We start from the raw sequence: 24,828 nt of genomic DNA, 5'->3' as shown, positions 1-24,828 counted from the left end.
TTTTGACCTTAAAAAGTGTACATGTTAACTTTTATATGTTTGTAGGGTGCTAAACGAACATCCAGTGGATGTTCGTTTAGCACCGACCGGAGCGGAGCGAAGATACGTGAGCACAAAGTGCGAAGTAATCCGTGTATTGGAGTATGGTATGGAAAATTACTCATGTGGAGGAAAACTTTATGGTAATAACAGGAAAGAAACGTTGGTTTGTACTTATTATGGTATCTCTGTTGGCGGGGGTTATGGTTTATGTCCCTTTTTTGCGGTACAGTTATTATGATCAGATGGTGATGCTGTTTTCCGAATATAAACCAGTTGCATCCGCAGCGAATGTCAATGAGTTTATCGGGGATTTTAGCTTTTGGTTTGGATTGGTCTGTACATTCGGATACCCGGTTGGAGGAATTTTGGTAGATCGATTTGGCGAGAAATGGCTGCTGATAATTGGGGCAGTCATAATGGGCGTCTGTTCTTTCTGGTTTGGGACGGTTCCAAGTGGCACGTCCATAATTATCATTCATATTCTGTATGGTGCCTGCACCAGCTTTTTTATCTGGAATGCATATCTTAAGACCGTGCGCAAGATGGGAAATTCTAACGAACAGGGTTCCATGTTTTCAACTTCTGAATTTGTCAGAGCAATCATGGGTATGCTCCTGGGCTTTTTGGGTGTTGCTTTGCTAAACCGTGCTATTATGCCCGGAAACACAACGGATTTGTCTGTTTTGGGGGCGCAGTGGAGAAATATGTTGTTCTTTAACGGTGCGCTGTTCCTCGTATTGGCAGTAATCGTGTTCATTGTACTGCCAGATAACATCATCGGTGCAGAGGATGCAGAACTTGCCGAGTCCAAAGGAACGGCTCTCACACAGGAAAAAATGTCAGCTGCATCTATATTCAAAGTATTAAAGATGCCAGGTACTTGGCTGCTATCTCTTTTGATCTTTTTCTGCTTTTCCTTTACTTCGGCGGCGAATGGATATCTGGGTTCCTATACGGTAAATGTTCTGGGAATTTCTCAGACCCAGGCAAGCACCTTTGCAGTTGTTCGTAATTACATAATCGCAGGAGTTTCTACACTTGCCATTGGTTTTATCTCCGATAAGATTGGGTCGAAGATCAAAACGTTGGGATACTATCTCGCCATCGCGACGGTTTTAACCGTGGCAGTGCTTCTGACAAAAAATGCAATGTTTCTCTGTATCGGCATCACATTTGTCTTTGCCATAGTCTATAGTGGTATGCGCGGCATTTACTTTGCAACTTTGGGTGAAGTTGGTATTCCACTTTCACTTACGGGTGTCGCGACGGGGATTATTTCGCTGATTTGCTATCTGCCGGATGTCTTTTTTGCAAAGCTTGCCGGAATCTGGCTTGACAAATATGGAAACTTTGGCTATGACCTGATCTGGTACTGGGTGATTGGCTGTGGTATTCTCGGGATTTTGGTTTCTTTTGTTTCGGTACGATACGCTAAGAGACTTAAATCGAATAAAGAAGAATGAAAAAAGAGGATGAAAAAAGGAGGAATAGAACATGAATAACAAAAACAGACCTTTTCGGCTTGGGATGCACACATACACGCTGCACTTTTTCGGTTTTGGGGAGAGTTGGGGATTTGGAAAGGATTATTTCTTTGAGCAGACAATGTCTCTCTATGAACTGATGGACAAGGCGGTGGAGTGGGAACTGGATGGTCTCCAGATCACGAAAGTGGATCTTCTCACCACTTCAAAAGAGGAACCTTTCTCCGAGAACAACTTGAAGAAGGTGGCAAAAGCTGCCAAAGATCATGGCTTATTTTTGGAATTTAATGCTTCCTTTCAAGCAGGCAGCGATTCCCGTGTAAACTGCGTTCCGAAAGAAGCACTTGAGATTGGTCATAATCTGGGTGCGGAACTTGTAAAGTTCAGCCTTGATATCCTTCGGCCGAAAGAATTCTACGGATCCTGCATGCATCCGCATGTTATGCGCCAGATGGCCGACAGATATGATGAATTCATGAAAGTAATGCCATTGATAGAAGAATATGGGATGCAGATCGCGATTGAGAATCATACAGACACATTTGCAGATGAGATCTTATGGCTGGTAGATAAGCTGAATCATCCGTTGATCGGCACCTGTGTGGATACGATGAATTCTCTTCAGGTCATCGAGAATCCCTATTATGCCATGGAGCGTATGCTGCCAAAGGCATATTGCTGTCACTTCAGTGATGACAAAATTGTGGTCGACCCTCTGGGCGTACACGATATCGGGGCTGCACATGGTCAGGGTTCTATGGACTGTCCGAAAATGCTTTCACAGATTCGAGAAAACTCCTGTATGGATAAGATTATTTTTGAAAATGAAATTGCGTTTAAGAGCATGGAGGAACCGATTGAAGAAGCGAGGGTCAGAGAGATGCAGGCCTGTGAGGAAAGTGTACGTTATTTGCGTGATGTTTTAAAACTTGGTGTAAGAAATCGATAGACAACTTAGTGGAAGATAGGAGGCAATTTGCTATGACAAGAGAACAGATGATACATAACGCGGCTATGGAGATTATGCGCGATGTGGGAGTTAGAATTCACAATGAAAAAGCAGCAGCGATTTTAAAGGATCACGGGATTAAGATGGAAGGCGGCACCGCATTCTTCACGGAAGAACAGGTTATGCACTGGGTCAAAAAGGCACCGGAATCCTTTACCCTCTATGCAAGAAATCCAAAATATGACACAGTGATCGGAAAAGATCATATCAATCCGGCGGCCACCTACGGATGTGCCTTCATTGATGATTGGGATGGAAATCGCCGCCGCGGAACTATGGATGACTATATAAAATGTTTAAAACTTGTTGAGGCGGAAGACAGCTATTCGATTAACGGAGGGATCATGATTCAGCCTGGAGAAATCCCTGAAAAAACCGCCGCAGTCGAATTGTTCTATACAGCGCTTTTGCATTCTGAAAAAGCCATTATGCTTCCGACAGGTTTTAAAGATGAGATGGAATTAATCGTAGAAGCGGGCTGTGAACTGTTTGGCGGTAAAGATGCTTTCATAGAAAAACCGAGAATGATTGCGCTGATCAACACAGTCTCTCCGCTGACGTTAGATGAGAGAATGCTGGACTGCCTGATGATACTCGCCGAGTATGGACAGCCGGTGATCGTTTGTCCTGCGGCCATGTTGGGTGCGACGGGATCTCTTTCCATGGCGGGGACGATTGCCAGCGGCGCAGCCGAGAGTCTTGCCGGAATTGTTCTGGCCGAGATGATTCGCCCCGGAACACCGGTTGTGTTCGGAATTCAGTCAACCGCAGCGGATATGCGAGGTGGGATCACCTTTGCATGCGCGGCACCCGAAGGAACTCTGATGCAGGGATTTGCCACAAATATGGCAAAATTCTATGGGCTGCCCTCAAGAGGAGGCGGATGTCAGACAGATGCACCGCGTATCAACTGTCAGGCCGGGTATGAATCAATGCTGACATTTTCATCCGCATATCGCCATGGAATCAATCTGATCATGGAAGCCGGCGGAGTCATGGACAGTGTAAATGCAACATCATTTGAAAAAATGGTTGTCGATTTTGAGATCATCCGTCAGGTGAAAGCATCTTTTGCACCGATTAAAGTGAACGAAGAGACCTTAAACCTGGAAGAGATCAAAGAGATCGGCCATGATGGAAGCTTTGTCACCGCAGACTATACGTTGGAAAATTTCAGGGATCTTTACTCTCCGCATGTCGGACCGCGAAGTGGAAAAGGAGATGCCTATTTTAAGGAAAGCATCGACACAGAGATGGAGCGGCTGTTAAAGAAATATGAGAGCAATAAGCCAAAACTGGATACCGAACAAAGAGAGAAAGTAAAGGCAATACTGGAAAAGTCAGGTCGTAATCTGAACTGATTTTAACTGGAGCGAATAAAATATCCAGCTATGTTAAGAGAGCGGCAGAAATCTGTTGTGGATTTCTGCCGCCTTTATATTTTGATTGGTTTATTGTTATTGTCAAGTATTATTATCTTTTTGTTGATTGGCTTTTACAAAGTTTTGTTTATGCTTATCCTATCTTCTCCAATATGCTTCCCGCTACAGACAGCCCATTGGCAGATGCCTGCTGGAGTCCACGCGTTACGGATGCACCATCGCCGATGGCGCGAAGTCCCCTGACGCTGGTTTCGAAATCTTTGTTTACAACGACTTTGTTGGAGTAGAACTTGACTTCCACGCCGTAGAGTAAAGTTTCATCACTTGCGATTCCCGGTGTCACTTTATCAAGGGCAAGAAGCATTTCTTTTAAGTCGACCATGATACGATGCGGAAGTACCAGAGACAAATCGCCGGGGACTGCGTCCTTTAAGGTCGGGATCAGGTTGTTCCGGCAGAGACGCTCCTCTGTGGTGCGACGTCCGCGCTGAAAATCTCCGAATGTCTGTACAAGGATTTTTCCGTCACAGAGCATATTGCTCAGCTGGGCGATATGTTTTCCATATTCGATCGGTGTCTTAAAAGGCTTCGTAAAGTTCTTGGATACCAGGAGAGCGAAGTTTGTGTTGTTCGTCTTGTACTCCTGGGATTTATAGGCATGTCCGTTGACAACGGCGAGTCCATTTTCATAATATTCCGTCGCAACCTCGCCGGACGGGTTAGTACAGAAGGTACGCACCTTGTCGTCGAAGGTTGGTGTATAGTATACAAGCTTGGCTTCATACAGATTTTCATTCAGGAATTCCATGACTTCATCGCGGACTTCCACACGGATACCAATATCTACGGTTCCGACCTCAGTATGAATGCCGTGGTCATGGCAGATGTGGCTGAACCAGTCAGATCCCTCGCGCCCGATGGCGGAGACAATCTCCGGGGCACAGAAAGTTTCGTCCTTATCGGTTACAATTCCCTTTGCTTCATTATCTTCAATGATGATATCCTTTACCATCGTGTTAAATTTCATTTCAACACCAGAAGCAAGAAGATGCTCCTGCAGACGGGTATAGATTTTGTACCCTTCTTCTGTGCCCAAATGGCGGATGGGACATTCAATAAGCTTCAAATTGGCATTGATGGCTTTGCGGCGTATTTCACGAAGCTCTTTTTGCTTGTCGATACCATAGACATTGGTATCCGCACCGAACTTCAGGTAAATATCATCCGACTGCTTTAACAGATCCAGTGTCTGGTCATATCCCAGTATCTCAGGGAGATTTCCGCCTACATCCGGGGAAAGTGACAGCTTCCCGTCTGAAAATGCACCTGCACCTGCGAATCCGGTGGTGATGGCGCATGGCTTGCATCCCGCACAGACACCTGTCAGGCGTTTGGGGCAGTTACGCTTTTCGATGGGACGACCCTTTTCAATCATCAGAATCTTGAGATCCGGTTTTTCAGCAATCAATTTATATGCGCAGAAAATTCCGGACGGACCTGCTCCGACGATGATGACATCATAGCTTTTTGAAACATTTTCCATTGAACATTGCTCCTTTTTATCTGTAAATGATAATTAGTGGTTGAATGTTGCACGACCAATTGGCATAAAGATACCAGTCTGGCCGACTTATTCTACCACAGATTAGAGAAAAAGGGAAGTGCAAAATAAAAATCATGAATTTTATGTCCGCAGTCTGAAAGTTTTCGGTGCCAGTTTATAGACCAGTATGCAGGCGGCAATGCTATATATGATACAGAACACGATTGTCATTATTCCAAAGATCAGCGTTGACATATGAAGCTTCATCATGAAAAAGCTGAGGATATAAGTTAGCGATGTCACGATCCGATAGGTTCCGCTTTTTACCTCAGTTCCGGAATTAAAAGGCTGCAGCAGATAATAGATCGTAAGATGATGAATGGAGAAGAAGATGCTCATGCATAGGATCGATATAAGGATCACCAGATAGTTTACCGGGTTTTTTGTACCGCCCGAGAAGCACAGAATCAGCACAAGACCAATTCCTATGATAAAAGCCGGATATACATTGATCTTGATAATTTCACGAAGACGAATCTGAAAAAGCTTCAATATATAACCCGGCTGTTTATAGAACGAGTAGGTCAGAAGACTGTGGTCGCAGTTCATAAACAGAGCTTTTGTAAAATCTGTTCCCCGATTAATGCAATACATAATCCATACAAAGTAAGGCAGCCATGTCAAAATCAATTCATTGGTCTCTTTTTTTGCTGCCGGTTTTAAATGTAAGGCAAGTATAACAGCACTGATCAGGCAGGTACAGACAATAGCAATTCGTTTCGTTGATTTCCAGAGTATTTTCTGATGACGCTTGATGAATAAATCGTTCAGGTATTCAAATCCCTCTCGGCTGCTGTTGATTGAAAGATCTGCGGAGATGTTTTTTTGGCTCATCTCCTTTGTCATGTTAGCAACGGCATCCATCTGATTCATCGTCTGGAAAAGCAGCTGTTGATTGACTTCCCGATAAGAACCAAAAGAAAGAACTTTTTTCAGTCCGATCAATCCCGCAGGGATAAAGATCAGCAGAATTCCGGCAGATAAGAGTTCCGGCAGCGTGATTCCAAGAGCAGGAAGACCGTACGTAATTCCCAGAAGAATTCCGGTGAACAGCCAGGTGAAATTCCCTATACTGTTTTCGCTGTATACGGTTTTGCCCTTCTCATAATTTTGTAATTTTACGGAAGTGAAAGCAAGCTTTGATCCTGCAATTGAAAAAGGAAGCAGGATACACAGCCATACGGGCAATCCCCACTTAACACCGAACCACAAGGTAAAGGGAAGAAAACCGATGATCACTTTCAGCGTAGAGTATAGATAATTGACCAGGGTATACTCTTTGGCATTCATCCGCATGAGGATCATCGCATAATACTTATCCTTTGACGGATTAAAAACGCTCGTATTCAGATAGTCACCCATGATGGTTAAGAGTAAAAGCAAATGCAGAAAAGTCTGGCGTTTCGGAGAACCTGAATATAACAGACCAGCCTCACAAATCATAAAGGCCAGATAGATAAACTTCCCTAAAAACACCGAGATGATCTCCCAGCAAAAGGAGAATATATTGGCCAGAATTTTAAATGCCTTAACTTTGTAAAGGGATTCCGGAAGCACTTTTTTCAGCAATGGAATCTGCTTGAGTGAATAAAGTATGGTATTCACACGGTATGTATTTTTCAGGGAGAATGAAATCTTTAACGTCTTATTCATATCCTTCCTCCTGAAGAGCACAGATAATTCTGTCTTTGAAGTTCTGGCTGTCAAGATTGGACTTTTCGACAACCTCAAGTTCACCGTGGCTGAGTAAGATAATCTCGTCACACAGATCAAGAGCGAGATCTAAAAGGTGTGTGGAGAAGATGGTAATACGACCTTGTTTTAAAGTACGAAGCATCTGCTTCATCTCTTCGGCCACAACGACATCAAGGGATGTCAGCGGTTCATCAAGAAGGAGTATATTAGGCTGAGCAATAATATTTACCAACATCTGCATCTTGTTCTTCATGCCATGTGAGTAGTCCTTCATAAGCTTATCACGGTCTGCAGGTGCAATTCTCATATATTCAAAGTATTCATCGATAGGTTTTATGTCTTTTACGGACGTTTCATTGATATCAAGGAAAAACTTAAGAAATTCCCTGCCCGTCAAAAACTCAGGTACTGTAGGGGTTGACAAGACGTAGCCGATATCTTCAGGTACCACCTCACGCCGTGTATCGCAAGATTCAAGGAAAAGGTTTCCACTGTCCATCTTGATATCCCTGTTCAGGCAGTTAAACAGCGTTGTCTTGCCGGCGCCATTCCGCCCGAGGAGGCCATAGATCTTACCCTCTTCAAATACAAAGTTAATATCACGCAGCACCTCTTTCTTCTCGAAACTCTTTGATAAATGTTCAATTTCAAACCTCATTAAGTCCTCCCTTGTTCAGTAAAGCTTCATAGATTCCGACTTTGATGGAATCTATGCGATAACACCTTTTTGCAGCATGACATTCGCATAAAGTGCATGTTCACCAGTGGCAATAATTGCGTAGGCTTTCTTTGATTCTTCATAGAACTTAAAGCGTTCGATGTTTCCCACAGCCAATTCTCCACGGGGATCATGCTCCGCTACAATTCCCTTATAGACATCCCAGATTGGTGTTTTTACATCATCTCCGGGCATGACACTCATCAGGCTGACAGGTTGTTCTACATAGGTATCCAGAGGAAACAGCTGAAGGATCGCATCCAACAGTTCCGGGATTCCGTGACCGTCACATCGGATCACAACCGCACTCTTCCCCATACTCTCAGCGGGAAAATTTCCATCGGCGAGAACAATACGGTCACTGTGACCCATTTCGGATAAAACTTTTAACAATTCAGGGGATAGTATCTGAGGAATTCCTTTTAACATAATTTGACACTCCTTACTTTATGGATTTGATTTTCTTTCTATCATAGCACAGGAACGAAGGTATGTGAATAGAGTTTATCGCATCAGCAAGTCAAGCCACTTGCGTTTTTGACAAATTGTTATATAATAGATATGGGAATGAAGTTCTCCCATGGACTATCCAAAATTGCCTGTAGGCTGATGACTTCTGTGTTGACCACGGAGTGATCAGCTTCTTTTGTGTAAAAATATATTTAAAAGTGGAGGATACTTATGAAAGAGAAAGTAAACAGAGTTTTTCGAACTTACGGCGGATTATTTTTGCTTGGTGCTGCCGGAATTCCGATTGGTGCAGTGGTAGGCGTGATTGAGACATTTTTTGGAAGAGGACTGCTCTTGATGTCCCGGACCCGTGAGCAGCATCCGCTGTATTTTATCCCGTTTCTTGCCCTGGCCGGTGTGTTTATCGCATACTGTTATATGAAATTTGGCGGTAAGAGCAGTCAGGGAATGAATCTTGTCTTTGAAGTGGGGCAGGGCGAGGAGGAGATTATACCAAAAAGGCTGATTCCCTTTTCAATTCTGGGAACGTGGCTGTCAAATCTCTTTGGCGCCAGCACAGGAAGAGAGGGCGTTGCAATGCAGATCGGTGCAACGTTTTCACACTGGGTGGGAAGACGTCTTCCCTTTAAAGATGCGTCAAACATCTTTTTGGTCACTGGACTTGCAGCCGGTTTTGCAGGGTTGTTTCAGACACCAATCGCAGCAGTTGTGTTTGCCATGGGGATTATGACTGCCGGTGTATTGGAATATGAAGCGCTGATTCCGGCATTCACGGCAGCTTATACGGCCTGTGAGGTTTCCAAAGCACTGGGACTTAAGAATACGGCATTTGCCCTAAGTGCGGATCATACAATCAACGTCTCTGTCTTCTGGAAAATGATTGTACTTGGAATGATCTTTGGAATCGTGGGGGCTGCTTTTGCATGGTGTCTGAAATGGACAAAAAAGCTTGTGGCAGATAAGATCAGCAATCCGATGATCCGTATCGCAGTCATGGGTGCCGTGATCAGTATCTGCATGTTAATCCTGTATCAGGGACGCTACTCCGGTACGGGTTCAAACCTGATTACAGACAGCTTTACAGGAGGAAAGATCTATCGTTATGACTGGCTGCTCAAATTCATCCTGACGGTGGTCTCTTTATCCGCTGGTTTTCAGGGCGGAGAGGTTACGCCCCTTTTTGCGATCGGATCAAGTCTCGGTGTGGTACTCGCAGGGATCTTCCACTTGCCGGTCGAGTTGGTGGCGGCTATGGGCTATGTCAGTGTGTTTGCAGCCGGCACCAATACCTTCTTCGCACCGGTTCTGATCGGAGCAGAAGTATTCGGGTTTCAGTTTCTTCCGCACTTTTTTATCGTGTGTACAATTGCATATGCGTTTAATATGAATAAATCAATTTATACCATGCAGAGAATAAGATAAATCAAGAATTGAAGAAAATTCAATTAATATAGAAGTTTTTGTATATCTGTGGTATTCTAAGACTATAAAACTCGACTGTGCAGTATTCTTGCAGCCGGTGTCAATGAAAGGAGAGATTTGTTTATGAAAACTTTAGTTTTGCTCCGTCATGGAGAGAGTGAATGGAATCTTGAGAATAAATTTACCGGGTGGACAGATGTTGATCTTTCAACGAAGGGAATTGAAGAGGCGAAAAACGCCGGAAAACTTTTAAAAGAAAAGGGTTATGATTTTGATATTGCCTATACTTCTTACCTGCAGCGTGCAATTCATACTCTGCAGCTGGCATTAAAGGAGATGGGGCGTGAGAACCTGCCGGTTGTGAAGACATGGAAGTTGAATGAGCGCCATTACGGTGCTCTGCAAGGTCTGAATAAGGCAGAGACGGCAAAGAAATATGGGGAAGAGCAGGTTCAAATCTGGAGAAGATCTTTTGATATACAGCCGCCGGCACTGAAACCGGAGGATGACAGAAATCCTGCAAGACAGGAGTTGTATAACGAAATTGATAAGGCCGATCTTCCACTTACAGAGAGCCTGAAAGATACGATTGCCCGCGTGATTCCCTATTATGAACAGGAGATTCTTCCGAAGATGAATGAGAAAAAACGTGTCATCATCGCAGCACATGGTAATTCCCTGCGTGCACTTATGATGTATTTTGAGGGACTGACCGAGGAAGAAATCACGAAAGTGAACATCCCAACCGGTGTGCCGCTGGTGTATGAGTTCGATGATCAGGGCAAGATGAGTAAGAAATTTTATCTCGGAGATGCCGCTGAAATCGAGGCTAAGATGAAAGCCGTGGCATCACAGGGCAAAGCGAAGTAACTGAATGAAAAGCCGATGGCTTTCAGTGATATGATGTGGGGGTCGAAAGTAATTTGACCCCCATGATATATCTTCGCTCCGGTCGGTGCTGGACATAAGGTATTACGAGTCTTTTCCGTATACTTCAATCTGCGTCAGTGCCGGGAAAGGGGATGGCTCATCAGATGGAATCAGTTCTGAAAGTTTCAGCCAGCTGACTCTCTTTTTCTCAAAGTGGAATTCCTGTCCGGAGGCTGTCTTTTGCAGATCAATATTCATTGCAGAATCGTCTGAAAATGTGAGTTTTGCCGCCTTCCACCAGTTATCGTGTGGGAAATCAGCACGCAGATAGAGGGTGATGCAGTCAATCTCCACCTCCCTGCCAAAATCCAGTGTAAGAGCGGCATTCGGGTCACGGTTGATTCCCCAGGATGAATAGGGCCATGTTCCGTGAGAGGAATTTGCAGTGACGCCGTCGATTGCATTCTTAGCTGCGAAGACTGATTCTCCCCGTGTCTCTACATTGGCGGATGCATGGGGATAGCAGGATTGATTTTCGTGAGAGTCGTTGACATTAAAAGCGAGATTTTTGTAAGTTTCAAGCTCATATTCTTTTGCCTTTTTCAGGCGAATCAGATGCTTTTTTCCTGAGAATGCCTTTGGTGAGAGATTGTTTCGCATTTCCTCAAACGGGATATGGTATACATAATTCCCCTTAAGATAATTCAGTGACTGTCCCAGGGCGTCGTCGAGTTGGATCCAGAGAAAAACAGGTTTTCCGGAAGTTTCGATCAGAATCTGATCCCCTTTGTGATAAGCATCTGTGTAGACGAGATTGATCTCTTCCTCGCCTCGTCCAAGCGCCAGTGTGCAGCCGTCTTTGTCCATTATTTTGATGCAATACATGTTACATAATCCTCCTTAATTTATCAGTCTGAGTTTCTGTTCTCTTTTCGGTAAGAAGATGGGGCTATACCAGTGATTCTCTTGAATACTTTGCTGAAGTAATAAACATCGTTGAAACCTAGTTTATCTGATATCTCTGCCAGCTGAAGGGATGGAAATTCCCGGATCAGCTCGCAGGCATGGTGAATCTTCATTCGGTTGAAGTAATCCATCGGGGTGACATTTTTATATTTTTTAAATACCCGGCACAGATAAACTTTGGACACGTTCAATTCATCTGCAAGCATCTGAAGAGTGATGCTGCTTGACAGATGGTTTTGAAAATACATATCAATTCTCCTCACAAGCTCTTCTCCGCTTATTGTACTTTCATTCGATCCTTTATTTCCCGATGTCAGATCAGCCATCAGCTGGGTGAAGTCACAGGCAAGTTCCTTTGGTGATGAGGAAAAACACAGAATGTTTTCCACCAGAAATGTGCTGTCAAGGCCTGCTATTTTCTTTACTTGAAAGCTGCGTTTCAGAGAGTTCAGGATAAATACAAGCTCTGACTGACAGGATAGGATCGGCCTTTTTTCTGTTTGCCATCGCTTTAAGAGCCGCAGCAGGTTCGAATAAATCAGCTTATAGTCTTCCTGTCTTATCAGGAGTGAGAGCAGTTCGATCATTCCGGATAAATCCTCGGGTGCCGGATCCTCGAGAAGTTTATGATTGTATCCACTTGTTCCGGGTATGACATTCCTGGTGCAGCATTTTCTTGCAGTCCGGATGTCATATGTCAGTGACTTTGCACGGCTCTCCATATAATAGATCGTGACCGGAAAAGAGAATTCTTGTACAAGAATGGGTAGTATCTTCTCCAGGTACATATCTTCCTTTGCTTTCAGATGGTCTGTCTGAGGGATCAGCAGGACCTTTTCATTGCTGTAGATACCATCAAAACAGAAGATGGAGGCGGCTTTGACTTCTTTCTTAAAGATCTCCTTTACCTTTTCTCCGGGCAGATATCCCGTATTCGGGTGGAACATCGTGTCAGTGTGATTTAACGGATTAGAAAAGATCAGATAGAGAAGTGTAAGTGGTCCGTCTGAGATAATCGGCTCCAGATTAAATGCCTCATTTCCAATCAAAAATGAATAGATGTTTTTGGGAAGATATCTGCTTTCCAACCTCATAAGACACTGCCGGAGACATTTATCCAGTTCGGAGAGTTCCACGGGTTTTAAGAGGTAATCTTCGACACCGAGTTTCATTGCCTGCTTGGCGTATTCAAATTCCTGATAGCCGCTGACGATGACCGGAAGAGCATCAATATGCATTTTCTTCATATTCTCAATCAAAGTCAGACCGTCCATGTCACTCATGCGGATATCCGTGATGACGATCGCTGGATGGGTGGCCTGGATCTTGGGCAGTGCCTCGGTACCGTCTGTGGCGGTGCCTACAATTTCGTAATCCTGATTCAGATCAGTGATTTTTCGGTGAAGGGTTTTAAGTGCAAAAACCTCGTCTTCCACAAGAAATATCTTAATCATATTCTTCTCCTTTTGCAGCTTTTGCGTTCCACAATACCTTGAGGTCTATATATGCCCCGGGTGCATCGTGATTGTTGCCATAGTGAAAACGAAATCTCTCTCCATATAGAATGCAAAATCGAATATAGATGTTGCTGATTGTGAGATTTCCGATCTTACGGTTGATAAGGTCTTTTTGTGTTTTCAGCCCCGCATCAGATTCTTTCAGTTGTTTCGATATTGTTTCAAGGCTTTTGGTCGTGAAACCAGATCCGTTGTCCGAGATTTTAATGTGCCAGGAAGCTGAGTCACCGGACACAGTGACATTTACCACGAACCGATCGTTTGAGGAGCGAAATCCGTGTTTGACGCAGTTTTCAGCCAGAGGCTGGAGGGTGAATTTGGGGATAATTTCCGCATCCAGACCCTCTTGTACAGATATTTGAATCTTTAATTTCCCATCATATCGTTTCTGCACCAGAAAAGCATAATTCTCAAGATGCGATACCTCGTCAAGGATGGTGTAAGTATCACGGCTGAAATCAGACAGGTAGCGGAGCATTTTGGAAAAGCGGATACACAGCTCGGATACTTCAAAATCATCGTTCATGTAGGCCACGCCCTCGATCATGGAAATTGTGTTGTAGATCGTATGCGGATTCATCTGTGACTGCAGCGCCAGATAGTTCGCACGTTCTTCGTTGGTCTTACTTTGAACGCTTACATTGATAGCATGCTTCAGGTGTTCAAACATTCGCTGGAAGGAATGATTAATATTATCGATCTCTTCAATATTATACTGCTGACCAAGCTCCAACGAAAGGTTTTCCAAAGAGACATCATTGAGAGATTCACTGAGTTCGTTTAATGGGGCAACCATACGTTTTGTGAGAATGCGAAATAAGATCAGCACAATGGCGATCAGTGAGACGAATGCCAGTATGGAAAACAGAATCATCTGCAAGCCCCAGGGAACAACATCCATCACGGGACAGTACATGACGGCGGTCCATTCGGAGTAGGGTGATGTGATGTAGGTAATCTGTGCCCTGTTCTTTTGCAGACTTCCCTCAGAAGTTTTTTCCTCGGATACCAGTTGGAATATATCTCTTGAAAGATTTTTGGAACGGGTCGTCTCGTGTGAGGTCTCGGGATAGATCTGAGTCCCATCCGAAGAAAACAAGAGTATTTGTCCCGATATATTTTCAATTGAGCAGGCCAAAGCGATGTTTTTATATTCATTTTGTACTTCAACAATACCATAATTATGGAAGCCATCTGTAACCAGGCGTGCGATGGAGTATACGAGAGCACCCTGACTGGAGAAGCTATCCTTGTGAACGGGAAGAATTACCTTTTCCCCATCTGCCTGACAGACCTGTTCTTTCCAGGGGTAGGTTTCTGCCGATTTTTTAATATAGGATGGATTTTCATCGGATTTTGTCAATGTATAATAGGTGTCATCATTGAATGCAATTGTGCGGTAGGTGGAGAGATCCGGCGCATCCAGCGTCAGAAAGTAATTCATCATCCGACTGTCGTATTCCGGCAGTACTGCTGTGTTTTTGGAATCAGCCATCATATCAATGAAAGAGCGGTTAAACAGCAGACCGGTCAGAATTCGATCCATCCCCGAAAGAGATGAATCAAGCTTTGACTGGATTTTAGATATCAGCTGATGCTGGACATCGACATTACGACTGTACTGTTCCCGGTAGATTCCGCCAAGCACAGTGACAAACAGAAGAGAAAAAAACAATAAAAAAGCCACAGAGTATGTGACAAAAAGCTGATTGAAATACTTTTTTCCTTTTCGCGTTTTTCGCATGATGATGTCTCCTCTTTTGAATCTTGGTACTATTCTATCATTCATGCCCATGGAAAGCAATGAGAGGCTGTTTTTTTTCAGTAATTCATGGTATCATAAAGGGTCAAAAGGTTTTTAGACGTTAATGTTACATGGGGGCAGGAAAAGGTATGAAAAGGTTAAGATATTTATATATTATGACGGCTGTAATAGCAGCCGCAGTATTGGGTGCAGGAGGATGTGGCACAGACAGGTCAAACGTGAAGAAAGAAGGGGTTACGCTGTCATTTATGATGCCGCAATCTCATTATCGTGATTTTTTTCAGAATGAGATCCGGCGTTTTGAGAAGGAAAATCCGGACTATCACATTGATGTCTTGCGTATTCCGGACAATCAGTGGATTGATGTGACGAAAGCGAAAGCGGCAACCGGCGAGCTGACAGATTTGGTGCGTATCGACAGAGGACTGATGGAAGAGATTGGAGCAAAGCGTTTTGTGGAAATGACCGAGAAGGAAAAGTGGTATGACCGTGTCCTCCCGGAACAGTTGGATAATAAGAAGATAGACGGGAAACTTTATGGTCTCCCCATTGGCGGCACGAGCAGCGTGGGTCTGGTCTATAACCGTGATATTTTCCGGAAGCTGAACCTGAAGGTTCCCAGCAATCTGGATGAGTTTCGAATGGCCTGCAGGCAAATAAAAGATGGCGGCTATACGCCTTTTTATGTATCAGACAAGGATTCCTGGACGACGGCATTTGGATTCTCTACCACAGTTTCACAGACAATGACAGATGATACCTATCAAAAACTTGTAAAGGGTCAGATGAAATGGAATAACGAGGAATACAGGTCGGTTCTGGAGGAGTTTGCGGCAGTGAGAAAGGAGGGTTTTACGAATCCGGACTATACACAGGCAACTTACAATGGAGCGGTGGATGCCCTTGCAGCTTCAAAGACTGCAATGTACTTGTCCGGCCAGTTCTGTATTCATGATGCACAGACATTGAATCCGAAAGTGAATCTTGCGATGACACCTGCACCCTATAACGGGGATGTACTTACAATTAAAGCAGGGATGGGTCTGTTTGCTGTCTCTGCAGAATCTTCACATATCAAAGAGGCAAAAAAATTCCTTGACTGGTTTTCGAAACCAGATAATATGAATGAGTTCAACATCGGGTGGAATCACACTCCGGTGTTCAAAGATCAAAATATGGAGATGTCTGACTGGCAGCAAAATCTGTATGATAACTATATAGTTCCGAAGAAAACAGCTCTGGAGATTAACGAACGGCTGAACGGCATCGATATGACAGGTTTCTGGGCAGATCAGCAGAAACTTTACACCGGTCAGATGAGTGCCAGGGAAATTCTCGATCGGTGGGATCAGTCCTTTGAAAGCCAGCTTTCTCTTCATGAACAGCATTGATGTTCAAGTTTACGATCTTACATCTTTGTGGGATAACATGTGACATTCTGTTTTGAATGATTCGTATCTATAATAGTGATAACGATGGAAAGTTCATCCGGTTTCAGGTCTGTATAAAAACATGAGCCTGAAATCCGTAATGGTATGGGAACGAATCATTTAAAGGAGGAAGTTTTTGCTATGAAAAATTACAGTAAGGTTCTGGCGGCTACGCTGGCGGTATCGATGGGACTGGGCATGATCGGATGTGGATCCGGATCAGACAGCAAAGAAGACAGTGCAAAAGGAGGTTCAGCATCATCATCTTCGGCATCTGCCAAATCAGACAGTAAGTCCAAAAGTGGAGATGATCTCAGTGGAAAATTGGTTTATTGGTCTATGTGGAATGACACTGAGCCGCAAGGTGAAGTTTGGCAGGAGATCAAAGACGGTTTTGAAAAAGAACATCCCAATGTGGATATTGAGATTCAGTGGTGCGGACGAGATAATAAGAAGATCTTAAAACCAGCACTGGAAGGCGGAGAGACGATTGATGTATTCGAATATCCGATTGAGATTGATTTGAAAGATTATATTCTCGACATGACGCCATATGTCGACAAAACATATCAGGCAACAGATGGGAAGAAGCTTTCCGAGGTGGTTTTGCCAAATCTTCTGACGACACCGAAGTCAATGCTTGATGTAGACTATCAGCCGGCTGTCGGATATAAACCGTGGATGTCACTTTTTATGTACAGTCAGGCTGCATTCGACAAGGCAGAAATCAAGGAAGAGCCAAAGACCTGGGAAGAGCTGGATGAGGCATGTGCAAAGCTGAAGGAGGCAGGATATTCACCACTCACTTTTGATGATGCCTATGCGTCATGGCTTCCGGGCATGTATCTCGACAGAGAAAAGGGACAAGACTGGATCCGCGAACTGGTACAGGATAAGACCGGTGAGATGTGGAAAGATGATGCGGTTGTCAAGATGGCTAAAGCATATGAGGATTTCGCGAAAAAAGGTTACTTTGACAAGAGTGTAAGCGGAAATAAATATCCTGCCGGCCAGATGGATGTCGGAAACGGTAAAGTGGCTATGTATTATAATCTGACAGGTCTTACAACGGAAGTAAAGGATGTCACCGGAGATGATTTCGTATGGGGCGGATTTTCTTTCCCGGATGTTGAAGAGGGACAGAATAAATTTGAAAAAGAGGATCCGGCAGGCTGCACAATGCTGGCAGTGAATAAGGACACGAAAGATCCGGATCTTGCTATGGAATTCATCGCCTATGCACTCGATCAGGAAAACGACCAGAAGATGGTAGAACATGCCGGAACAACACCTGCAACGGCTGGGACCGAGTGGCCAAAGAGTCTGGAGAACATGAAAGATGTATTCACGTCTAATGAAACTCCGTTAAAATATGGTGCTGATATTGCATCAAATGCTGATCTGGCTCCTACGATTCAGGAGAACTTTACAAAACTTGCAGCCGGAGATATCACGGCTGACCAGTTCGTGGAAAATATGGCAGCGGCTGCAAAGAAATAAGAGATCCGCAGCAGGGAGTAAAACAAGACATGTCAAATGGAGGGAAGAGGGGAATTTACCTCTTCCCTGTTTTTGAAATTATCATTGGTTGTATGAATCTCAAGAGAAGAAAGGGTTATTTATATGAAGAAAAAGAACTGGTTTCTCATCCGTTTTCTGGCACCGGCCGTTATCTGTATGGTTGTGATTTTCTTATATCCCAGTGTCAGAACGCTGCTTATGAGCTTTTTTAAAGTGTCTTTTATCACAGATAATATGAGCAGCTGGGAGTTTGTCGGACTTTCTAACTATAAGGAATTGCTCACGAGTCCTCTGTTTCGTCAGTCCATGGTCAATTTTGTGAAGATCTGGCTGATTGGAGGCGTTATTGTATTAAGTCTGGCCATGTTGTTCTCTGTTATCATCACATCAGGAATTAAGGGAAAGAACTTCTGGCGAGCCGCAATCTATCTTCCACATATCATCAGTTCTGTCGCGTTGGTTACGATGTGGCTGCAGTATGTCTATAACAATCAGTATGGGATGATGAAGAAGATGTTTGAAGCACTTCACTGGCAGAAGATGGCCGACTTTCAGTGGACATCGCCGGAGCATCTGTTTCTTGCGATGATGATTGCTTATATCTATGCCGGCGTCGGGTTTTACATGTTGATCATGGTTGCCGGAATCGATGGGATTTCACAAGATTACTATGAAGCAGCAAAAATCGAAGGTGCCGGGGCATGGAGACAGTTTACGGATATCACCGTTCCGCTTTTAAAGGACATCATCAAGCGCTGTATCGTGCTTTACTCTGCGGCGGCTGCGGCATTTTTTGTATATTCAACGTTGTTTTCCTTTAATACGGAAAATGCGACGGTTACCCCGATGGTTTATATGTATGAGGTGGTATTTGGCAATTCGGCCGGTTCCGTGGAATTGAATGTCGGAGCGGGTGCGACGGCGGGTGTGATCATCATGGTGATTGTCTTGCTTTTAAATACCGTCCTTGACAAGGTCATTCGCACGGAAGAGGCAGAGTAGGAGGAAAAGTATGAATAAGAAGAGAAATTACAAAAAAGGACTCCGTCAGGTGCCAAAGTACATTCCTCTTGTGATCTGGCTTGGATTTACGATTGCCATGATTGGATGGATTTTTATGGCATCCTTGTCCACCACAAGCGAGATCTACAGTGACAGCATTCTCTCAAGTGGTTTTCATCTTGAAAATTATATCAACGTCATGAAAAAGCACAAATTGGGCATTTACTTTATGAACAGTCTGATCTACTGCATTGTGGGTTGTGTGGGAATTGTATTGATTTCGGCACCGGCGGCATATGCACTTTCCAGAATTAAGTTCAAAGGAAAACATATCGTCAATAACATCTTCGTGATTGGCATGTCAATTCCACAGGTGATGCTTGTTATGCCTTTATTCAAGATGGCGACATCGATGAATCTGATTGGATCCAGATGGACACTAATGATTCTCTATATTGCCGTAAATGTACCGTTTGGCGTGTTTTTTCTTTCGGGATTTTTTATCTCGCTTCCGAAAGCTCTTGAAGAGGCTGCCGAGATTGATGGCTGTACTCCTTCCGAAGCATTCTGGAAAATCATGTTCCCGTTGGCACAGCCGGGAATCATGACACTTACGATTTTTAACTTTATTAACATATGGAATGAATATTTTATGGCATTGATCTTTGCAAATAAGACAGAGCTTCGGACTGTTTCGACCGGTCTTCAGGCAATCGTACAGTCTATGAAATATTCCGGTGACTGGGCTGGGTTATTTGCTGGTGTTATCATTGTATTCCTTCCTACATTTCTTCTATACATCTTCCTGTCGAATAAGATTATTGCAGGTGTGACAGGCGGAGCCGTGAAAGGGTGACTGAGATGGAAAAAAATACACAGCCCAAATGGGTACAAGATACCTGTCGGATCTTCGGACTGGATCACTTGGAGAGAATTGTATCATACAGTAGGAAAAACTGGCCGGAAGATGTCGCACATGTCATGAGAGTTGCCGATGCTGCCTGTGAAAATAGTTTTTTGTTTGATTTTCCCTGGGATATGGAGCAGACGAATCAGCCGATGATCTTTGAAGATAAGATTGACTGGAGTTTCATTCCAAGAGGAGACCGGGAGTTTCTCTGGCAGTTTAACCGTCATCGATTTCTGCTGTGTCTTGCAGAGGCTTATCAGATGACAAAGGACGAAAAGTATGCCAAAAACTATGTTCGTCTGCTCGCCGACTGGATCGATCATGCAAAACCGGGTGAGAATATAGGCCTTGGACCATGGCGAACGCTGGAGACGGGAATTCGACCGGAAACCTGGCTCCGCACAGTACCGCTGGTTTTGGAAAGTGATATGGTCGATGCTATATTCCTCCAAAAGGTGTATGACTGTCTGAAAAAGCATCAGAACAGACTGCTTACAAATTTTGACGATCACAAATATATCAGTAACTGGGGAGTACTTGAAAGCGAGGGACTTTTTCTGCTGTCTCTTGTTCTGCCGGATTCTAAAGAAGTACTGCAGACGGCTCTTACACGCCTTTGTAAAGCTGCAGCTATTCAGGTCCTGCCGGATGGGATGCAGTGGGAGCAGTCTCCGATGTATCATAATGAAGTTTATCATGGCTATCTTGCGGTACTTTTCTATGGACGACGCGCCGGTATTTTGATGCCGGACATCATCTGCAAGACGGTAGAGAACATGGCATATGTCAATTATAAGTGGATGAAACCGGATCACACGCAGTTCGCCCAGGGCGACAGCGATACAACTGATCTGAGGGATCAGATCAGCGCCGGTGCCCTGATCTTAAAAGATGAGATGCTAAAATCCGGCGGTTATGAGAACCTTGATTTTGATAATATCTGGCTGTTCGGCGATGACGGACGTTGTATTTATGAAACGTTGGGTGCACAGGAACCTGACTTTTTGTCACTGGAACTTCCCTTTGGAGGAAACTATTATTTTCGGAGTGGGTGGGATGAGAACGCAAATCTACTTCATTTTCACTGTGGAGATACCGGCGGAGGACATGGACATGCAGACAAACTGCATTTTGATCTCGTGATTTGCGGAGAAGATCTGTTGGTCGATTCCGGAAGATATACCTATGTGGACGGATCGGAGCGTTTTCGATTCAAAGAAGCTGGAGCTCACAATGTCACCCTCGTGGATGGCAGGGGATTTGCACCATGTGATACTTCGTGGATTTATCAAAAACTATGTACCTGTGTGAAACAGGAATTTTATGATGGCAGTCTGGCCGGATATGTAGAGGGAAGTCATCTGGGATACTGGGAAGATAGTGTGATTGTAAACAAGAAGATTATCTGGATCAAACCAGACATCTATATAATCTGCGATAATTATCTGAGCCATGGCAGTCATCTTTACGAGAACCATCTTCACTTCAGCGGCCATGGAACAGTAGAAGATTTGGCAGGGGATCTTCATTTCACCGGAGATGAGATGGAGGCTTATGTTCAGTTTGTCACGCCGCAGACAGGAGAGATCCGCCACACATGGCAGTCTTTTCATTATAACGAAAAGCATCAAAACCAGACATATGTGGGGACAGTCCAGACGAATGATTCCTTTCACCAAATCACAGTAATTAATGGCAGTAAAAAGGGAAAGACCTCGAAAGTTCAGGTGAAAAATATCAATCTCAGGCTTTCCGGATATGAGAGGGATCTGGATCGGAGTCAGGCCGAAGGTCTTCAGATTATCTCTGGACAGAAAGAATACGTTCTTTTTCTCTGTCACCAGGAAGTGATGACACCCACGGATATCCTTTGCTGGGAAAACTGCAGGGGATATGGAAAAACAGTTCTCTTTGACCGCAGCATGGAAAAAGATGAGATTATCGCAGGGGAGATCCTTTCCTGGTAGCTGCCAGGGCAGGGCTGCCTGGATTGGAGGTTAGAATTGGGACATCAGATTTGTTTTTGGAATGTAGAGAATGGATGGTCGAATGCTCTTCCACTCGGCAATGGGAAGATGGGTGCGTCGGTCTATTATAGAGATCACGCTCTGCATGCAGCTTTGAATCATTATGACTGTTACTATCAGGTGTTGGAGCGTTATGCCGATCCCAGATATCCGGATAAATGTGATCTGTCCGCTCAGGTGCAAAACCTGTCAGGCAAGATGACATTTGAGGATGTAAAGGCAGTGGTGGATGAAGAAAGACAGAATCCAGACTATGAGTTCTTTCATTATACCAAAACCTTGCAAAAGTCTCAGAACGCTCAGCCTTTGGGGGGAAGACCTCTTTATCAGGGTACAAGTGGTCCGCAGGGTGGAGAGATCGTGATTGGATTCTCCGAAAAGGTCAGGACCGATCACTCACTGCTCGCTTTGAACATCGAGGAAGGAACCATTGATTTTTCGGCAGGAGAAGGAAGAAATCAAGTCACTGCTCATCTGTATTTGTCAAAAACACGGGATGGTATGGTGTTCGAACTTCATCAAAGCTGCGCTGGACTTTGGAAGAATGGAAATGTCACGAGACAGAGAGCACGCGGTCAGAGCCGTTATCATTATCAGGATATCTGTGAAAATAATGCTGTTACAATGCTCTGTGAATTTCACCCGGAAAAAGAAGCTGAAGATGCCAGACCCTTTATACAGGAAACCACATTGTATGTACCAGACGTAAACCCGGATTTGGAGTCCTTTTTCCTTATCGCTTCGATTGCTCCGGGGAAAGGAACTGCACGTCATCGGGCAGAAGACCTTTGGAAAAACATAACCTCGGACAGGAATGCACACCGCATAGCCTGGAAATCTTTCTGGAAATCAAGTATTACGCTTCCGGACTATTATCTGGAGACACTCTGGTACCTCTACGTGTACCTGCTTGAGTGCTGCAGCGGCAAAGGCAGTGTTCACAGTGAGCAGGCCTGCGGTCTGAGCGGTTTGTGGGACATCAGAAAACCATGCATGTGGGGAAGTATGTGGTACTGGGACGTGAATATTCAAACGGCGTTTTACGGTACATTTTCCTCGAATCATATGGAACTTGCAAAAGTTTTTTGTGACGGTTTTTTGTCATATGAACCGGACATCAAAAAGTTTGCAGAGGAATTCTATGGAGAGGAAGGTTGGGCACTTGACTACCCCCATCCTCTCTATCACTGCATTCAGCCCTGGTGTGCGCTGTTTCTGTGGAAATACTATACTTATACGAAAGATGAGACCTTTTTAAGAGATAAGGTTTACCCGACATTTTGTGAAATTCTGGACTTTTATGTAAAGACAGGGCGGCTGGATGAACACAAAATCCGGCACATTGATTACGATATCTGCCCGGAGCAAGGACCAGTAACGAGAGACAGTGTGATCACAACAGCCGCTTTGAAACAGCTGACAAAGGATGCAATACAAGCCGTAAAAATACTGAAACGTCCAAAAGAGGAAGTGCTTGATTTTGAGCGTTTATTAAGTGAGATACCAGAGTATGCACTGACAAGAGACGGCAGCAGATGGAAGGATTCGTTGATGGTGCAGGATGATATATTTTTGCGCCATCCGTCGGTACTGATGGCAGTTTTCCCAGCAGATGAGATTCATCAAAAGAGTCCGGATGCTTTAAGAGAACTTGCAGATTGCACGATCCGATATGCTGCGGAAAATACGGAAGAGGGAACTTTCGGATTTGAGTGGATTGCCGCTGCATCTGCGAGAATGGGAGAAGGAGAAAGTGCAGTTCGTATCTTGTATGAAAAGGGGCTGGATCTGATGCTACATTCGAACGGTTTGGGATATGAAGAATCCGAACGTTTCATCAATTACTGCCATTTGACGAAGCCTGCGAACTACCTCCCGGCGATGTGTGAATTCTCCGGAGGAGTGACGGCGGTGATAGGTGAGATGCTTCTGCAGGAACTGGACGGTGTCATCTATGTATTTCCTGCGATTCCCGATGGGAATGACAGCTATGCCGAACATAACACACAATATGCGGCGGCGGATGATCTGATCCACACAGATTACGGACCTTGGAGGGACTGCGAATTCGAGAATTTGCTGGCACCTGGTGCTTTCGAGGTATCAGCCCAGATGAGAAATAAAAAAGTCACATGGATTCAGATATACGCCAAAAGGGATGGACGAATGTCTCTTTATCTGCCGGCGGAGCTTTCTAAAACCAGCTCAAGATATGAAAGTGGGCAGGGTTTGGTATACACGTGTGACATGAAACAAGATGAGACTTTAGTGTTTGGCTCACGGTCAGAATCTTTGGAGAAAGATGGCTTACAAAATCAGACTGAGTTTTCAAAAGTGCAGGTACACCGTGCTTCCATTACACATCGGAGAATTTTTCTGGGGGAGAATAAAGACACTGCATTCTATAAGGCGGTGGATTCTTTTGTCTGCCCCTATGATTTTGCCGGGACCTTGAGGTATCCTATGACGCCCTATATCTTTGATTTTACAGAAGAAAACGAGAAAGATTACAGTGAAGTATATGATATACAGATTTTGCAGGCCCAGCGTTCGGTACTTCTTGCCGGCGGACCGAGGACTGTTGGAACTACAGCGTATTCGGAGGATTTAGGTTATGGATTTTACAGTGATCTGGAGGGTGCAATATCTATTCGAAAAAGAATGAAACCAGATGTACTTCGGCGTGATTTCGCTGAGGGTGAGGTCCCTGTGATATTTGGAGTGGAACTTCCGGCAGGCAAGTACGACCTGCTGATCATCTCTGGGGATGAAAAGGAGGCTTCATTTACCGAGCTTGCCGTAAAAGAGGCAGGAGTTCGGGCACAAGGGCGAAGGCTGGATGCAGGAAGATACCAGTATCAGATCCTGCCCATTATGCATAATTTTGACGGAGTTCTAAAGATTTCTATCAACACAAAACAAAATATGAAATGGAAACTAAATTCTATCTTTATTAATAAAATATTTATGGTATGATACTAGGGTAGAAACCCG

General features: G+C 44.3%; 18 protein-coding genes and 1 riboswitch. Of the genes, 11 read left to right on the top strand and 7 right to left on the bottom strand.

The window, feature by feature from the left end; all coding sequences use genetic code 11:
* The first annotated feature begins 179 nt into the window (after window positions 1–179).
* The 3 genes from INP51_RS14675 to INP51_RS14665 are packed head-to-tail and all read left to right on the top strand — an operon-like array spanning window position 180 to window position 3,896.
* A complete protein-coding gene (locus INP51_RS14675) occupies window positions 180–1,505 on the top strand; it encodes an MFS transporter (RefSeq protein WP_193735520.1) in 1,326 nt (441 codons plus the stop codon).
* 31 nt (window positions 1,506–1,536) lie between these two features.
* Window positions 1,537–2,475 carry a sugar phosphate isomerase/epimerase family protein gene (locus INP51_RS14670; RefSeq protein WP_193735519.1) on the top strand — a complete coding sequence of 313 codons (939 nt, stop codon included), beginning with the start codon at window positions 1,537–1,539 and terminating at the stop codon, window positions 2,473–2,475.
* A gap of 32 nt (window positions 2,476–2,507) precedes the next feature.
* On the top strand, window positions 2,508–3,896 hold the full coding sequence (locus INP51_RS14665; RefSeq protein WP_193735518.1) for a trimethylamine methyltransferase family protein: 1,389 nt from the start codon (window positions 2,508–2,510) through the stop codon (window positions 3,894–3,896).
* Between the two features lie 154 nt (window positions 3,897–4,050).
* Here INP51_RS14665 and INP51_RS14660 read toward each other — a convergent pair whose 3' ends face one another.
* The 4 genes from INP51_RS14660 to INP51_RS14645 form a co-directional block, all read right to left on the bottom strand.
* Entirely contained in the window at window positions 4,051–5,460 is a 1,410-nt protein-coding gene (locus tag INP51_RS14660) for an NAD(P)/FAD-dependent oxidoreductase (RefSeq protein WP_193735517.1), read from the bottom strand.
* Window positions 5,461–5,601: 141 nt separating this feature from the next.
* Window positions 5,602–7,173 (bottom strand): hypothetical protein, encoded by a 1,572-nt coding sequence (locus INP51_RS14655; protein WP_193735516.1) that lies wholly within the window; start codon window positions 7,171–7,173, stop codon window positions 5,602–5,604.
* The gene (locus tag INP51_RS14650; RefSeq protein WP_193735515.1) at window positions 7,166–7,873 is read right to left on the bottom strand and encodes an ATP-binding cassette domain-containing protein; all 708 of its coding nucleotides are present in this window, start codon (window positions 7,871–7,873) and stop codon (window positions 7,166–7,168) included. Before INP51_RS14650 ends, INP51_RS14655 begins: the two co-directional genes overlap by 8 nt.
* Window positions 7,874–7,924: 51 nt before the next feature.
* On the bottom strand, window positions 7,925–8,362 hold the full coding sequence (locus tag INP51_RS14645) for an RbsD/FucU family protein (protein ID WP_193735514.1): 438 nt from the start codon (window positions 8,360–8,362) through the stop codon (window positions 7,925–7,927).
* 125 nt (window positions 8,363–8,487) lie between these two features.
* Window positions 8,488–8,559: riboswitch (Fluoride riboswitch) on the top strand.
* Between the two features lie 55 nt (window positions 8,560–8,614).
* Here INP51_RS14645 and INP51_RS14640 point away from each other — a divergent pair.
* Window positions 8,615–9,826 (top strand): chloride channel protein, encoded by a 1,212-nt coding sequence (locus INP51_RS14640; RefSeq protein WP_193735513.1) that lies wholly within the window; start codon window positions 8,615–8,617, stop codon window positions 9,824–9,826.
* A 123-nt stretch (window positions 9,827–9,949) separates the two neighbouring features.
* On the top strand, window positions 9,950–10,696 hold the full coding sequence (gene gpmA, locus INP51_RS14635; protein WP_193735512.1) for a 2,3-diphosphoglycerate-dependent phosphoglycerate mutase: 747 nt from the start codon (window positions 9,950–9,952) through the stop codon (window positions 10,694–10,696).
* A 102-nt stretch (window positions 10,697–10,798) separates the two neighbouring features.
* Here the strand turns inward: gpmA and INP51_RS14630 are convergent, their stop codons facing one another.
* The 3 genes from INP51_RS14630 to INP51_RS14620 are packed head-to-tail and all read right to left on the bottom strand — an operon-like array spanning window position 10,799 to window position 14,923.
* Window positions 10,799–11,581 carry a discoidin domain-containing protein gene (locus INP51_RS14630; protein ID WP_193735511.1) on the bottom strand — a complete coding sequence of 261 codons (783 nt, stop codon included), beginning with the start codon at window positions 11,579–11,581 and terminating at the stop codon, window positions 10,799–10,801.
* A 23-nt stretch (window positions 11,582–11,604) separates the two neighbouring features.
* Window positions 11,605–13,116, bottom strand: a complete 1,512-nt coding sequence (locus INP51_RS14625) for a response regulator transcription factor (RefSeq protein WP_193735510.1) — start codon at window positions 13,114–13,116, stop codon at window positions 11,605–11,607.
* Window positions 13,109–14,923, bottom strand: a complete 1,815-nt coding sequence (locus INP51_RS14620) for a sensor histidine kinase (protein ID WP_193735509.1) — start codon at window positions 14,921–14,923, stop codon at window positions 13,109–13,111. The genes INP51_RS14625 and INP51_RS14620 overlap by 8 nt, the downstream gene beginning before the upstream one ends.
* A 149-nt stretch (window positions 14,924–15,072) precedes the next feature.
* Here INP51_RS14620 and INP51_RS14615 point away from each other — a divergent pair, with 149 nt between their 5' ends.
* The 6 genes from INP51_RS14615 (at window position 15,073) to INP51_RS14590 (ending at window position 24,810) form a co-directional block, all read left to right on the top strand.
* Window positions 15,073–16,335 carry an ABC transporter substrate-binding protein gene (locus INP51_RS14615; RefSeq protein WP_193735508.1) on the top strand — a complete coding sequence of 421 codons (1,263 nt, stop codon included), beginning with the start codon at window positions 15,073–15,075 and terminating at the stop codon, window positions 16,333–16,335.
* A 180-nt stretch (window positions 16,336–16,515) separates the two neighbouring features.
* Window positions 16,516–17,874 carry an ABC transporter substrate-binding protein gene (locus INP51_RS14610; RefSeq protein ID WP_193735507.1) on the top strand — a complete coding sequence of 453 codons (1,359 nt, stop codon included), beginning with the start codon at window positions 16,516–16,518 and terminating at the stop codon, window positions 17,872–17,874.
* A gap of 123 nt (window positions 17,875–17,997) precedes the next feature.
* Entirely contained in the window at window positions 17,998–18,897 is a 900-nt protein-coding gene (locus INP51_RS14605) for a carbohydrate ABC transporter permease (RefSeq protein WP_193735506.1), read from the top strand.
* 10 nt (window positions 18,898–18,907) lie between these two features.
* Window positions 18,908–19,753 (top strand): carbohydrate ABC transporter permease, encoded by an 846-nt coding sequence (locus INP51_RS14600; protein WP_193735505.1) that lies wholly within the window; start codon window positions 18,908–18,910, stop codon window positions 19,751–19,753.
* A gap of 5 nt (window positions 19,754–19,758) precedes the next feature.
* Window positions 19,759–21,774, top strand: coding sequence for a heparinase II/III family protein (locus tag INP51_RS14595; protein ID WP_193735504.1), 2,016 nt, complete (start codon window positions 19,759–19,761; stop codon window positions 21,772–21,774).
* Between the two features lie 36 nt (window positions 21,775–21,810).
* Window positions 21,811–24,810, top strand: coding sequence for a glycosyl hydrolase family 95 catalytic domain-containing protein (locus INP51_RS14590; RefSeq protein WP_193735503.1), 3,000 nt, complete (start codon window positions 21,811–21,813; stop codon window positions 24,808–24,810).
* The last annotated feature ends 18 nt before the right edge of the window (window positions 24,811–24,828 follow it).

Origin of the sequence: Blautia liquoris (genome assembly GCF_015159595.1) — a bacterium.
Classification (GTDB): Bacteria; Bacillota; Clostridia; order Lachnospirales; family Lachnospiraceae; genus Novisyntrophococcus; species Novisyntrophococcus liquoris.
This window is presented reverse-complemented; position numbering and strand designations above follow the sequence as displayed.

Coding starts and splice junctions, on each gene's coding strand:
- INP51_RS14675 (WP_193735520.1), top strand. CDS start 180: ATGGTAATAACAGGAAAGAAACGTTGGTTTGTACTTATTATGGTATCT.
- INP51_RS14670 (WP_193735519.1), top strand. CDS start 1,537: ATGAATAACAAAAACAGACCTTTTCGGCTTGGGATGCACACATACACG.
- INP51_RS14665 (WP_193735518.1), top strand. CDS start 2,508: ATGACAAGAGAACAGATGATACATAACGCGGCTATGGAGATTATGCGC.
- INP51_RS14660 (WP_193735517.1), bottom strand. CDS start 5,460: ATGGAAAATGTTTCAAAAAGCTATGATGTCATCATCGTCGGAGCAGGT.
- INP51_RS14655 (WP_193735516.1), bottom strand. CDS start 7,173: ATGAATAAGACGTTAAAGATTTCATTCTCCCTGAAAAATACATACCGT.
- INP51_RS14650 (WP_193735515.1), bottom strand. CDS start 7,873: ATGAGGTTTGAAATTGAACATTTATCAAAGAGTTTCGAGAAGAAAGAG.
- INP51_RS14645 (WP_193735514.1), bottom strand. CDS start 8,362: ATGTTAAAAGGAATTCCTCAGATACTATCCCCTGAATTGTTAAAAGTT.
- INP51_RS14640 (WP_193735513.1), top strand. CDS start 8,615: ATGAAAGAGAAAGTAAACAGAGTTTTTCGAACTTACGGCGGATTATTT.
- gpmA (WP_193735512.1), top strand. CDS start 9,950: ATGAAAACTTTAGTTTTGCTCCGTCATGGAGAGAGTGAATGGAATCTT.
- INP51_RS14630 (WP_193735511.1), bottom strand. CDS start 11,581: ATGTATTGCATCAAAATAATGGACAAAGACGGCTGCACACTGGCGCTT.
- INP51_RS14625 (WP_193735510.1), bottom strand. CDS start 13,116: ATGATTAAGATATTTCTTGTGGAAGACGAGGTTTTTGCACTTAAAACC.
- INP51_RS14620 (WP_193735509.1), bottom strand. CDS start 14,923: ATGCGAAAAACGCGAAAAGGAAAAAAGTATTTCAATCAGCTTTTTGTC.
- INP51_RS14615 (WP_193735508.1), top strand. CDS start 15,073: ATGAAAAGGTTAAGATATTTATATATTATGACGGCTGTAATAGCAGCC.
- INP51_RS14610 (WP_193735507.1), top strand. CDS start 16,516: ATGAAAAATTACAGTAAGGTTCTGGCGGCTACGCTGGCGGTATCGATG.
- INP51_RS14605 (WP_193735506.1), top strand. CDS start 17,998: ATGAAGAAAAAGAACTGGTTTCTCATCCGTTTTCTGGCACCGGCCGTT.
- INP51_RS14600 (WP_193735505.1), top strand. CDS start 18,908: ATGAATAAGAAGAGAAATTACAAAAAAGGACTCCGTCAGGTGCCAAAG.
- INP51_RS14595 (WP_193735504.1), top strand. CDS start 19,759: ATGGAAAAAAATACACAGCCCAAATGGGTACAAGATACCTGTCGGATC.